Here is a 12,180-nt window from a genome sequence, read left to right as displayed (position 1 = left end):
CGCTCAGCGCCAGCTGGACGGATCGATCGGCAGGTCCATGCGCGGGTCGTGCACCAGCAGGCGGTCGTCGGCGCCGAGCAGGTCGGGATACACCACCAGGTTCAGGCCGCCGATGCGGCGGGTGGACGGGAACACGATCGCGGCCAGGCCGGCGGCGCGCACGTCGTCGGCGATTACCCAACTCGGCGGTTCGATCCCGTCCAGGAAGGCCAGGCGCTTCCAGTTGCAGGACAGCTCCTGCCACAGCGGCGCCCACTGCGCGGGGTCGTAGCCGGCGCGGAAATCGGCCACGCGCGCGATGCTGACGCGGTAGGCGACCAGGGTGCCGGGGCGCACCAGCGGATCGTCCTGGCGGAATTCCTCGATCGCGGTGTCCGGCTCCAGCGCCAGATACAGCGCGTCGATGCCGGGGCGGTTGAGGCGGCCGCCGGCCACGGCCGCGCCGGCGCCGCTGAGCGGCTGGAACGACCAGCGCGGGGTGTGCATGCGATACGCCGGGAGCTCCGGCCCCAGCCCCGCGAGGATCATCCGGTGGCGCCGCCTTCCAGCGTCGCCAGGTAGCGGATCACGGCTTCGGACTTGCCGTCGCGCACCAGATCGGCCGCGGTCTGGTAACCGAACTCGGCGATCGGGTGGTTGATGAACCAGAACAGGGTGCGCTCGCGGTCGTCGTTCACGCGGTAGGCCGCGGCCAGCACTTTGACGATGTCGCGCAAGGCGCCTTGCAGCTGCGCCGACTCCGGATTGCCGGTGACGGTATTGCGGTGCACGCGCGCCAGCCCGGCCAGGTCGCTCACGCCCATGTGCAGGGCCTGGGCCATGCGCACCGGCGACAGGGTCGGGCGCGAGGGCTCGCGTAGGGTTTCGAGGAAGGTGTCGAAGGCGGCGGCGGACACGGCGGGCTCCTGCTCGGTTTGAGCCCATAGTACGCCTATATATTGCACAAGCAAGGCCCGCGCGACTCCCATAAAGCGAAGGCCCGGACGGGCCGGGCCTTCTAGGGGAGGGCGCGCAGGCGGCCCGTCGCTATCAGCAGCACGCGCCGATCGCGCCTGGGACGCCGCAGCTGGCGGCGGCCTGGGGGACGCCGGCCAGGATCGGCTTGGGAACCACCGCCTTGGTGTCGGCGGCCGGCACGGCCTCGGGCGGGTCGAAGAAGCGGTGATCGGTCAGGTATCCCTGCATGAACAGCAGGTCCTTGTAGATGCTCAAGACGCTCATGACGTGCTCCTGGCGGGACGGGCGCCGGTCCGGAATGGACTGGCTAGTTGAGTAAGGTGCAAGTTACGCTTAGGCTTGGCCTTGAAAAAGCGACTATTCTGCAAGTCAGCCTTGAGCAGAATTCAAGATGAGCCGCCCTCCTCTGCACGCCCTGCTGGGCTTCGCCGCGGCCGCCCGCAGCGGCAACCTGACCCGCGCCGCGGGCTCGATGCACCTCACCGTGAGTGCCTTGAGCCACCAGATCCGTGCACTTGAGGAGCGCCTCGGGCGGCGCCTGTTCGATCGCGGTCCGCGCGGGGTCAAGCTGACCGCCGACGGCGAGCGCCTGATGAACCGGATCGCGCCGCACCTGGAGGCGCTGGACCACGCCCTGCGCCCCTACGCGCCCTGCCGCGACGACGTGCTCACCCTGAGCCTGATGGCCTCGATGGCCTCGGCCTGGCTGGTACCGCGGCTGGGCGATTTCCTGGCCCTGCATCCGCAGCTGGAGCTCAACCTGCAGTCCAGCACGCGCCTGGTCGATTTCGAGCGCGAGACCAATGTCGACGCCGCCCTGCGCGGCGGCTACGGCGGCTGGCCGGGCGTGGTGATCGAGCACCTGTTCGACGAAACCCTGACCCCGGTGGCCAGCCCCAAGCTGGTCGAACGCATGGGCGGGCTGCCGGCACTGGAGGATCTGCAGCGCTGGCCGCTGCTGGGCGATCCGGCCGATCACTGGCGCGACTGGTTCGAGCACTACGGCGGCCGCGAACCCAACCGCTACGTCGCCCATTTCGACGATTCCGAGACCATGCACCGCGCCGCCGTCGAAGGCATGGGCGTGGCGCTGGCACGCATGGCGCGCACGCGCCTGCTGATCGAGAACGGCCAGCTGGTGTCGCTGCGCCCGGAACGCCTGCGCACCGACTACGCCCATTACCTGGTCTACCCGCAGCGCTCGGCCGATCACGCCGGCCTGCTCGCGTTCCGCGGCTGGGTGCACGAACAGGCCCAGGCCTATGTGCAGCGCATGCACGAGACCCTGCCCAGCGACGAAGCGCTGACGCGACCGGTGCGCAAGCACTCGCAGACCTGAGCGGGTCCGGGACGACCGGCACTGGCCGCTAACGCGGCAGCGGTTAGGCTGATCGCCCTTTCCGCTCCGAGGCCGACGCATGACCGCACTCTCCCTGCACCGTCCCTTGCTGGTCGCCGTGATCGCCGCCGCGCTCGGCCTGGGCGCCGCGTCGGTCGAAGCCAAGCCACCCGCCGCGAAAGCCGCCGCGGCCACGAAAGCCGCCAGCTTCGAGCGCGTGCTCGCCGGCGACTGGCGCAACGAAAAGAACCGCGCCCGCGACGTCTACCGCCACCCGGCCCAGACTCTGAGCTTCTTCGGCGTGAAGCCGGGCCAGACCGTCATCGAAATCACCCCCGGCGGCGGCTGGTACAGCGAAGTGCTGGCGCCCTACCTCAAGGACGACGGCCAGTACGTGGCCGCGGTGTGGGACGACGCGATTCCGGACCAGCCCAAGTACCGCTACAGCCTCAACACCGCGCTGCGCGCCAAGTTCGCCGACAGCCCCGCGATCTACGGCAAGCCCGACGTGCGCGTGTTCGATCCCAAGGCGCCGAATTTCGGCCCGGCCGGCGGCGCCGACGTGGTGCTGACCTTCCGCAACGCCCATAACTGGGTCTCCGACGGCAACGCGCCGGCCTACTTCAAGGCCTTCTTCGATGCGCTCAAGCCCGGCGGCGTGCTCGGCGTGGTCGATCACCGCGCCAAGCCCGGCACCGATCTGGAAGCGATGAAGAAGTCCGGCTACCTCACCGAAGCGCTGGTGATCGAACTGGCCCAGGGCGCCGGCTTCGTGCTCGACGAGAAGAGCGAGGTCAACGCCAATCCCAAGGACACCGCCGACCATCCCAACGGCGTGTGGACCCTGCCGCCCAGCAACCAGCACGACGCCGCCGACGACGCCAAGTACAAAGCGATCGGCGAAAGCGACCGCATGACCCTGCGCTTCAAGAAGCCGGGCTGAGGACTGCGGGTCAGCGCGCGCTTGCGGCTGGATCGCGGGCGCGTGCTGCGATCGCGCGAGTCGCGTGCTGGCGCTTGCCGATGCGCGGCAGCGCCGGCGGCGGGAGGTCGCGACGATGCGGTTCGCCTGCGGCTCACCGCATCCTACAACCGACGCATTAGCCCCTCTCCCGCTTGCGGGGTGAGGTGCAGCGAGCGATGGGCTCGCGCCGCACCGAACGTCCGACCGCTGTGCGCTGGGGCCGGGGCGTGACTGGAGTGAGGGGCGCCGCAGGCATGCGGTTTGGCGACGCGGGCGCGCCTCGGCGATCATGCGCGCATGCTGATCGCGTTCAACAAGCCTTACGGGGTGCTCTGCCAGTTCACCGACCGCAGCCAGCCACCGCGGCCGACCCTGGCCGGCTTCGGTTTGCCGCCGGAGGTATACGCGGCCGGGCGGCTCGATCACGACAGCGAAGGCCTGCTGCTGCTCACCGACGACGGCGGCCTCGCGCATCGGCTCACCGATCCGCGTCATAAGCAGAGCAAGACTTATTGGGTGCAGGTCGAGGGCGATCCTTCCGAGGCGCAGCTGCGCGCGCTGCGCGAGGGCGTGGACCTCAACGACGGCCGCACCCGCCCCGCTCAAGCGACACGCATCGAGACGCCGACGCTGTGGCCGCGCGATCCTCCGGTGCGCTTTCGCAAGACCGTGCCGGATGCGTGGCTGGCGTTGACCATCGGCGAAGGCCGCAATCGCCAGGTGCGGCGCATGACCGCGGCGGTGGGGCTGCCGACCTTGCGCTTGGTGCGGGTGGCGATCGCCGAGCATCGCCTGGACGGGTTGGCGCCGGGCGCGTGGCGGGAGCTCTAGCGCGATCGAAGCTCGCCGCCGTTCGGGGTGTCGCGATCGCGGCTTACGCCGCTCCCACAGAAAGCGTGGGGCTTGCGCGGTGTCTGTGGTGGCGCGGTCGCGGCTTGCGCCGCTCCTACAGGGGGTATGGGGCTTGCGCGGTGTCTGTGGTGGCGCGGTCGCGGCTTACGCCGCTCCTACCCCAAAGCGGCGACGCGCTTTCTGTGGGAGCGGCGTAAGCCGCGATTCGCGCTGACGATGCGGCGACGTCGCCACCGAAGCGCGCGTCGCTACCGCGTGCCCCTCACTCCCGCTCCGCCATCGGCGGCGCCACCGGTACCGAGTTCGCGCCCGGCCGGGTCAGGATCAACACCCCGCCCAAGACCACCGCGGTGCCGACGATCTGCACCGGCGTGATCGCCTCGCCCAGCACCCAGCCGCCCAGGAACACCAGCGACACCGGACCCAGCACCGACAGCTGCGCCGCCGTGCCCGCGCCCAGGCGCGCGACCGCGGCCATGGTGAAGGTCACCGGCAGGAAGGTGCAAAACAGCGCGTTCGCCGCGGCCAGGCCGTAGACCTGCCAGGGCAGCTGCAGCAGATGCGCGGGATCGCGCGCGATCATGTAGTGGATCAGGGTGGCCGCGGTCGACACCACCATCGCGTAGGCGACCAGGCGCAGCGAGCCCACGCGCTGGATCAGCTGCCCCGACATCGCCAGGTACAGCGCGTAGCAGAACGCCGCCATCAGCACGAGCGCGCTGCCCAGCAGCACGTGATCGCCTTCCACGCGCAGGTTCTCGACCATCACCAGGGCCACGCCGGCATAGCTGACCGCCATCGCGATCCATTCCTTGCGCGCGACCTTGCGGCCGAACGCGAACACGCCCATCAGCAGCACGAAGGTCGGATTGAGGAACAGGATCAGGCGTTCCAGCGAGACCGGCACGTACTCCAGGCCCCAGAAGTCGAGCAGGCTGGACAGGTAGTAGCCGAGCACGCCCAGCACCACGATCATCCCCAGGTCGCGCCGGCTCAAGCCGTCGCCGCGGGTGCGGGCGCGGCGGGTCTCGCGCAGGCCCAGCAGGACGAACAAGGGCAGCGACAGCGACATCCGCAGCGCCATCACGTCCAAGGCGTCGATGCCGTAGCGGTACTGCAGCTTGGCCAGGATTGCCTTGGCCGAAAACAGGATCGCGCCGGCCGCGGCCAGGCTCAGGCCGAGGCGCCGCGCGGCGGGGTCGTGGGTGGGGGTCACGGCGGGTTCGCGAAGACGGAGCCCGGCCATGATAGCCGCCGCGCCGGGGCCGGCCGGGGCGGCCGCCGCCGCGGAGCCGGCGAACCCGGACGGCGGCGGCTGGAAATCGATGCGCCGACGGCGCCCGCCGGACCCGCCCGCAGCGCCCCCCACGGCGACGTTGCGAACGCCGGTGAATGGTTCAGACTGTCCCCGGAAACGCGCCGCTACGCCGCGAAATATTCTGTTAAGTTGCCACCATAAATGCGCATAGACGACGTGTCAGAGGCGCGGCAGGACTCGCCGCAAAGCTCGCCGGTTCCGGACCGCGATGCCCACCTCTTGCCGGACCTGGCGCCAGCCACACAGGCTTTGGGGAGCGACACCGGACGAATGACCATCGCCACGACGTCCATGGGCCGGATTCTGGTGGTCGACGACCAGGCCGCCAATCTGCGCGTGGTCGGCACCCTGCTGCAGCGCCAGGGCTACGAAGTGATCCCGGCCTCCAGCGGCGACGAAGCGCTCGCGCGTTACGCCGAATCCGAACCCGATCTGATCCTGCTCGACGTGATGATGCCGGGCATGGACGGGTTCGAGGTCATGCAGGCGCTGCGCGCGCAGGCGCCGTTGAAGGTGCCGGTGGTGTTCGTGACCGCGGCCCACGACCGCGACCTGCTGCTGCGCGCCTTCGACGCCGGCGTGGTCGACTACGTCACCAAGCCTTTCCTGCCCGAGGAACTGCTGGCGCGGGTCAACGCCCACGTCGGCCTCAAGCTCACCCGCGACCGCCTGGAACGGGTCGCGCGCGAGCGCGAGGAGCTGGTCAACCTGGTCGCGCACGACCTCAAGAATCCGCTCACCAGCGTGTTGTTCGCCAGCGACCTGCTGCGCAGCGGCGGCTGCAAGCCCGAGCGCGTGCCGCGCTACCTGCAGATGATCCACGAGAGCGCGGACGATGCCCTGGGCTACATCCGTCACTACCTGGAAAGCAGCAGCGCCGGCAAGCGCGCGGCCAGCGGCGACGAGCGCGCCGACCTGGGCCAGACCCTGGAATGGCTGGTGCACCGCTACGAGATGCAGTTGGACGCGCGCGGCATCCGCATCGAGGTGGCGCCGCCGCCGGGCACGGCCGAGGTCGCGATCGACCCGCGCGTGCTGCGTCAGGTTAGCGAAAACCTGGTCACCAACGCCATGAAGTACGCGCCCGGCAGCGAGTTGCTGCTGGCCGCGCGTCCGGGCGCGCCGGGGTTCTGGCAGTTGATCGTGGCCGACCGCGGCCCCGGCATCGCGCCCGGGCGTCAGCGCGAACTGTTCAAGCCGTTCGTGCGCCTGCACGAGGACAGCGTCGACGACGGCCTGTCCAGCGGGCTGGGTTTGTCGCTGGCGCGCCAGATCGTGGCCAACTTCGGCGGCCAGCTCTGGTACGAGGACCGCCGCCAAGGCGGCGCGCGTTTCGTGGTGGAGCTGCCCGAGGCGCCGTAGCGGCGGCCTCGGGCGATCCGGACCGGGCCTTACTCGCTGGCGGTGCCTTCGTCGGTCGTCCGAGCGCGGCGGCGGCGGGTGCTGCCGTCGGCGCGGCGCGCGTCGATGCGCTTGGCGCTGCCTTCGATCGGCGCGTCGGCGCGGTTCTGCTTGGCGCGATGGCGGGCGGCCAGCCACAGCAGGCCGGCGCCGGCCACCGCGGCCACCGCGATCGCCGGGTTGCGGCGCACGAAACCGCCCGCCACGCGCGCGCCGGTCTTGACCGCGCCCAGCACGACGCCCGCTTCGAGCAGCTTGCCGGCACTGCCGGGGACCTGTTTGAGACTCTCGCCGACCGTGGCGACGAGTTCCATGGCGCGTTCGGGCAGCGTATTGAGCTTGCTCATCGGATCCGATCCTGGGGCTGGAATGCGAGCGCCAGTCTCCATCGCGGATCGTTGAAATCGCGTGATCGGGGTCGCGTATTGCCCGCTCGGGGCTGAATGCCGATCATGGCCGCACCCGATCGCCCGATCCGGGACCGACCCGACGCGAGCCGCCATGATCCGAGTGCTGCCCAACGTGCTCAACGCCGCCGAACTGCAGGCGGTGCGCGAGCTGCTGCCGCAGGTGCGCTTCGGCGACGGCCGCGTCACCAATCCCGACTCCACGGTTAAGCAGAACCTGCAGGCGCCGCAGGAGGACCCGGCCAACGCGCGCATCGCCCAGATCGCGCGCGACGCCTTCATGCGCCACCCCGATGTGCGCACCTACGCCCACCCCAAGCAAATGGCGCGGACCACGGTGGTGCGCTACGAGCCGGGCATGAACTACGGCTGGCACGTGGACGAGGCCTTGTTCCCGTCCACGCCGCCGCTGCGCAGCGACCTGTCGTGCACCATCTTTCTCAACCCGCCGGGCGAGTACGACGGCGGCGAGCTCATGATCGAACTCGGCGCCCAGCACCTGACCTACAAGCTCGACGCCGGCAGCGCCATCCTCTACCCGTCCACCACCATCCACCGCGTCACCCCGGTCACGCGCGGCGTGCGCCTGGCCGCGATCACCTGGCTGCAGAGCTGGGTCGCCGACGTGTCCAAGCGCGAGTTGCTGGTGCAACTGGACGAAGCGCGCGCGATCGCCGCCGCCCTCCCCGGCGGACCGGACCCGCGTCTGCAGGTGCTGCTGGAATCGCTGCGCACCAATCTGTTCCGGATGTGGGCCGATACGTGAGCGCGCGGCGGCGCGCGGCCTGGGCGACGGCATGCGCGCTGTCGCCTACCAGCGCCTGCGCGTCGGACATGTCGGGTCTGATGACGATCATGATCGGCCTGCCGGTGATGGCGGCGGCGCTGCTGGTGCTGGGCGTCATGGCCTTGTGGCGGCCGCTGGGACGCGCCGGGCGCGGCGTGGCCGCGGTGGTGTTCGCGCTCGCGGCGATCGTCGCCCTGATCCTGCTGCGCGATTCGCTCACGCTATTCCCGCGCTATACCGACCTGGGCGTGCTCTTCTACGGCTTGTTCGCCGCGGCGACCGCATGCTTGGTGGTGGTCCTCGCCAAGCGCGACAAGGCGGACGCCGACGCAGACCGAAAGTAGCGCGACGATGCGGTTCGCCTAAGGCTCACCGCATCCTACGACCCGTGCTTTTCCCGCCCCTCCCGTGCTTTTCCTCCCCCTTTGGAAAAGGGGGATTGAGGGGGATTTGCTTTGCTCGCGACGATGCAGCCGCGGCGAATCAGTCGGCGACGGCCGCCAATGCCGGTTCGCGGCGCACGAGCGTGTCGACCCAGGCCACGCCTTCGGCGATTTCGTCGGCGTGGCGTTGCATCGCCAACGTCAGGTCGTGGGCGCGGTCGTCCGCGCTGTAATCGTGGGTCTGCGCTTTGGAGTAACGGCCCCAGGCCGGTGAGGCCAGCGCTTGCGCCACGCCTTGCGGGTCCAGACTCAGATGCGTCGCCAGACGCTGCAAGCTGGCTTCGGGCTGGGTGAGCAAGGTTTCGAAATCCAGACGCAGCACGCGCGTAGCGTGTTCGCTGCCCGCATGTGCGGCGAAGCGAACGCGCTCGGCCAGCCAGCCCATCGCGCATTGCTGCGGCAACGACAAGGCATGCAGCGCCGCATCGGCGGCGTGCCCGCGCGCCTGCAGATCGCGCAGGCGTTCGCCGGCGGCGCTGGCGGCGTCGAGCACCGAGGCCGGCGATTTCAGCAAGGTCGCCAGGTACGGGCGCAAGGGCATGTCCAGGAGCACCGCGCGCGCGTCGCCGCAAGCGTTCAACAGCGGCGCGATCAGGCCGTTGCAGCCGCTGGTGGCCTTGATCACGCTGCGTGTCTGCGGCGGCAGAGCGCGGCTCCAGTTGCCCCACAGCGCGCGCAGCAACCGCGGCGCTTCAGTGTCGGACAGGCGCGAATCGGGTTGGCCGAGTTGCGGCCAGGCTTCGGCCAGCGTGCGCAACGGCAGCGGTTCGCGCAGGCCCTGCACCTGCGGCCAGGCGCTGAGTACGCGACTGAGCAGGGTCGAGCCGCAATGGCCGATGTGGAAGATCGCATCGGCCTGGGGACCGCCCTGCGCGAGCGCGGGCGGCAACGAGTCCAGCGGCATCCAACCGCCCTCGGCATTCGCCGGCAAGGCGCGATCGTCGAGGAAGGCGGCCTGCGCGCGTTGTTGCGCGTTCAAGCGCAGCCACAGCACGCGACGACCGACCAGGTCGAGCTTGAACGGCAGGAACTCGGGGAGGTCGGCGGGGCTGGCGCTCATGCGCGGCGAAGGACGGTAGCGGGAACCAGAGCAGTGTAGGCGATGCGTCCGAGGCCTAGCAGCCGCCGCGGCGCGGCGGCGTGCGCATACCGCCCTAGGTCCCGCGCGGCTTGGCGCGATGGGTCGCCGTCGCGGTCCAGGGATCGTCGGGCCAGGGGTGCTTGGGATAGCGGCCCTTCATTTCCTTCTTCACTTCCGGATAGGTGCGCTCCCAGAAGCCCTTCAAGTCCTGAGTGACCTGCAAAGGCCGGCCCGCGGGCGACAGCAGATGCAGCGTCAGCGGCACCCGACCGTCGGCGACGCGCGGCGTGTCGGCCAGGCCGAACAGCTCCTGCAGCTTGACCGCCAGCACCGGCGCGGCGGCGCCGCCTTCCTCTTCGTAGGCATAGTCGATGCGGCGTTCCATGCCCGAGGGCACGACGATGCGGGTCGGCGCGAGCGCGTCGATGCGCTGGCGCAACGACCAGTCCAGGCGCGAGCGCAGGGCGTCGCCGAGTTCGCTTTCGCTGAGCGCGTCCAAGCGGGTCTTGCCGGACAAGGCCGGCTTCAGCCAGTCGTCCAGATCGTCCATGAGCGCGGCATCGGACAGGTCCGGCAGGCCCTGCTCGCCGGCCAGTTCCGGCAGCCAGGCGCGCAAGCTGCGCACGCGCGCGCGCCATTGGCTGAGCGATTCGGTCCAGGGCAAGGCATCCAGGCCGAGCTGACGCACCGCATCGACCAACGCATCGGCGTAGCGCGACGGATCCGGCCGCGCGAGCGGGCGGCTATCGATCACGATGCGGTCGTAGCGGCGCTCGCGCACCGCCGCGATCGCGCGCGCGTTGGCGTCCCAGACCACCCGGTCCTCGCTGACGAAGCGCTGCGGGAACTCGCGCTCCAGGCGCGCTTCATCCAGCGGCGCGGCGCGCAAGACGCGCGCGTCGCGCGGGTCGTCGCGCAGTTCGCTGATCACCAGCCAACGTTCGCCGTACACCGCGCTGTCGTCGAACAAGCGCGCGCTGCGGCCGTTGGCGAGCTGATAGCGGTAGGGATCGCTGGGGTGTTGACGCGCGATACGGTCGGGGAAGGCGTGCAGCAGCAGGTCGCCGAGCGCGTGCGACGGCACCTGCGACGGCGGCGCGCGGTCCAGACGCAGGCGCCGGCGCCATTGCTTGCTGGCCTGATCCAGCGCGGCCAGGGCCGAACGCGAGGCCTCGGGCGGCGCGCGCCCGGCGCGAAACGCGGCCAGCGCCTGCCAGCGCGCGGCCAGCGCATCGCCGCCGCTGCGCAGCGGATCGCGCGCTTCGATCAGCGCGGCCAAGTCGCAAGCCAGGGCGCGTTCGTTCGCATCGCTGGGCGCCAGCAACATCGCGGCCAGACGCGGATGCGTGCCCAGCGCCAGCACGCGCCGTCCGAACGCGGTGATCGCGCCGCCGTCGAGCGCGCCCAGGCGCTGCAGCAGTTCGCGCGCGGCGGCCAGGGCGCCGTTGGGCGGCGCGTCGAGGAAACGCAACGAGGCATCGCCCCACGCGGCCAGCTCCAAGGCCAGTCCGGCCAGTTCGACCTGGGCGATCTCGGGCCGACGCTGCGGTTCCAGGCGCTGCGATTCCGGCCACAGACGATAGGCCCAGCCTTCGGCGACGCGACCGGCGCGACCGGCGCGCTGGTCGGCCGAGGCCTGCGCGATCGCGACCACGTCCAGGCGCGCGAAACCGCTGTTGGGGTCGTAGCGCGGCTCACGCGCCAGGCCGGCGTCGATCACCACGCGCACGCCGGGCAGGGTCACGCTGGATTCGGCGACGTTGGTGGCCAGCACCACCCGGCGGCGGCCGGCGGGATCGGGCTGCAACACGCGCGACTGTTGTTCGACCGGCAGTTCGCCGTGCAGGGCCAGCACATCGACGCCGCGCAGCGTCTCGCTGGTCTGCAGCGCGGCGTCGACGCGCGCGATCTCGCGCTGGCCGGGCAGGAACACCAGCACGTCGCCGGGGTGCTGGCCCAGGGCCTGCTCGACCGCGCGCCGGGTCTGGTGTTCGAGTTTCTCGTCGCGGCGCGCGGGATGGTGGGCGATGTTCACCGGATAGCTGCGGCCGGCGCTGCTCAGGCGCGGCGCGTCCAGGAACTGGGCCAGGCGTTCGCCGTCCAGGGTCGCCGACATCACCACGATGCGCAGGTCCTCGCGCAGCGCGGCCTGCACGTCCAGGGCCAGGGCCAGGCCGAGGTCGGCGGCCAGATGACGTTCGTGGAATTCGTCGAACAGCAGCGCGCCCACGCCGTCCAGGGTCGGATCGTCCTGGATCATGCGGGTGAGGATGCCCTCGGTGACGACCTCGATGCGGGTGCGCGCGGAAATCTGGTTCTCGAAGCGGATGCGGTAGCCGACGGTCTCGCCGGCGGCCTCGCCGCGCTGGCGCGCCATGAACTGCGCGGCCGCGCGCGCCGCGACCCGGCGCGGCTCCAGCATCACGATCTTGCGGCCCTGCAGCCAAGGCGCGTCCAGCAACGCCGGCGGCACCTGGGTGGTCTTGCCGGCGCCCGGCGGCGCCTCCAGCACCAGGCGCGGATGCGCGGCCAGGCTGTCGCGGATCTGCGGCAGCAGGGAATCGATGGGGAAGACGGGCGCGGTCACGCGCGCAAGGATACGCGGGGGCGGCGCGCTTGCCATCGCGGCGC

At 70.9% G+C, this 12,180-nt stretch carries 13 protein-coding genes; 6 read left to right on the top strand and 7 right to left on the bottom strand.

Annotated features, from left to right (window positions below; all coding sequences use genetic code 11):
- Positions 1-3: 3 nt before the first annotated feature.
- The 3 genes from ASD69_RS10245 to ASD69_RS10235 all read right to left on the bottom strand — a co-directional run bounded on the left by ASD69_RS10245 (position 4) and on the right by ASD69_RS10235 (position 1,221).
- A complete protein-coding gene (locus tag ASD69_RS10245; RefSeq protein ID WP_200943978.1) occupies positions 4-486 on the bottom strand; it encodes an RES family NAD+ phosphorylase in 483 nt (160 codons plus the stop codon).
- 38 nt (positions 487-524) lie between these two features.
- Positions 525-896 carry a DUF2384 domain-containing protein gene (locus tag ASD69_RS10240; protein ID WP_091637461.1) on the bottom strand — a complete coding sequence of 124 codons (372 nt, stop codon included), beginning with the start codon at positions 894-896 and terminating at the stop codon, positions 525-527.
- A gap of 133 nt (positions 897-1,029) precedes the next feature.
- Positions 1,030-1,221 (bottom strand): hypothetical protein, encoded by a 192-nt coding sequence (locus ASD69_RS10235; protein WP_056177501.1) that lies wholly within the window; start codon positions 1,219-1,221, stop codon positions 1,030-1,032.
- 127 nt (positions 1,222-1,348) lie between these two features.
- Here ASD69_RS10235 and ASD69_RS10230 point away from each other — a divergent pair, with 127 nt between their 5' ends.
- The 3 genes from ASD69_RS10230 (at position 1,349) to ASD69_RS10220 (ending at position 4,091) form a co-directional block, all read left to right on the top strand.
- On the top strand, positions 1,349-2,296 hold the full coding sequence (locus tag ASD69_RS10230) for a LysR substrate-binding domain-containing protein (RefSeq protein ID WP_056177499.1): 948 nt from the start codon (positions 1,349-1,351) through the stop codon (positions 2,294-2,296).
- A gap of 79 nt (positions 2,297-2,375) precedes the next feature.
- Complete coding sequence (locus ASD69_RS10225) at positions 2,376-3,239, top strand: class I SAM-dependent methyltransferase (protein ID WP_056177497.1); 864 nt, start codon at positions 2,376-2,378, stop codon at positions 3,237-3,239.
- A gap of 318 nt (positions 3,240-3,557) precedes the next feature.
- Entirely contained in the window at positions 3,558-4,091 is a 534-nt protein-coding gene (locus ASD69_RS10220; RefSeq protein ID WP_056179770.1) for a pseudouridine synthase, read from the top strand.
- Positions 4,092-4,374: 283 nt separating this feature from the next.
- On the opposite strand, the gene ASD69_RS10215 is transcribed toward ASD69_RS10220, so the two are convergent.
- A complete protein-coding gene (locus ASD69_RS10215) occupies positions 4,375-5,328 on the bottom strand; it encodes a DMT family transporter (protein ID WP_056177495.1) in 954 nt (317 codons plus the stop codon).
- Between the two features lie 372 nt (positions 5,329-5,700).
- On the opposite strand from ASD69_RS10215, the gene ASD69_RS10210 reads away from it, so the two are divergent.
- Complete coding sequence (locus ASD69_RS10210) at positions 5,701-6,792, top strand: hybrid sensor histidine kinase/response regulator (RefSeq protein ID WP_057161794.1); 1,092 nt, start codon at positions 5,701-5,703, stop codon at positions 6,790-6,792.
- A 29-nt stretch (positions 6,793-6,821) separates the two neighbouring features.
- On the opposite strand, the gene ASD69_RS10205 is transcribed toward ASD69_RS10210, so the two are convergent.
- Entirely contained in the window at positions 6,822-7,178 is a 357-nt protein-coding gene (locus tag ASD69_RS10205; protein ID WP_056177490.1) for a hypothetical protein, read from the bottom strand.
- 154 nt (positions 7,179-7,332) lie between these two features.
- Between ASD69_RS10205 and ASD69_RS10200 the strand changes: the two genes are divergently transcribed.
- A complete protein-coding gene (locus ASD69_RS10200; protein ID WP_056177488.1) occupies positions 7,333-8,004 on the top strand; it encodes a Fe2+-dependent dioxygenase in 672 nt (223 codons plus the stop codon).
- Between the two features lie 68 nt (positions 8,005-8,072).
- Positions 8,073-8,369, top strand: coding sequence for a hypothetical protein (locus tag ASD69_RS10195; protein ID WP_157499141.1), 297 nt, complete (start codon positions 8,073-8,075; stop codon positions 8,367-8,369).
- 139 nt (positions 8,370-8,508) lie between these two features.
- Here ASD69_RS10195 and ASD69_RS10190 read toward each other — a convergent pair whose 3' ends face one another.
- Positions 8,509-9,528 (bottom strand): hypothetical protein, encoded by a 1,020-nt coding sequence (locus ASD69_RS10190; RefSeq protein WP_056177483.1) that lies wholly within the window; start codon positions 9,526-9,528, stop codon positions 8,509-8,511.
- A 94-nt stretch (positions 9,529-9,622) separates the two neighbouring features.
- The gene (gene hrpB, locus ASD69_RS10185) at positions 9,623-12,136 is read right to left on the bottom strand and encodes an ATP-dependent helicase HrpB (protein ID WP_056177481.1); all 2,514 of its coding nucleotides are present in this window, start codon (positions 12,134-12,136) and stop codon (positions 9,623-9,625) included.
- Positions 12,137-12,180: the final 44 nt, after the last annotated feature.

Origin of the sequence: Lysobacter sp. Root604 (assembly GCF_001427505.1) — a bacterium.
Lineage (GTDB): Bacteria > Pseudomonadota > Gammaproteobacteria > Xanthomonadales > Xanthomonadaceae > Lysobacter.
Note: the sequence above shows the minus strand (reverse complement) of the source record. Positions and strands in the feature narration are given on the sequence as shown.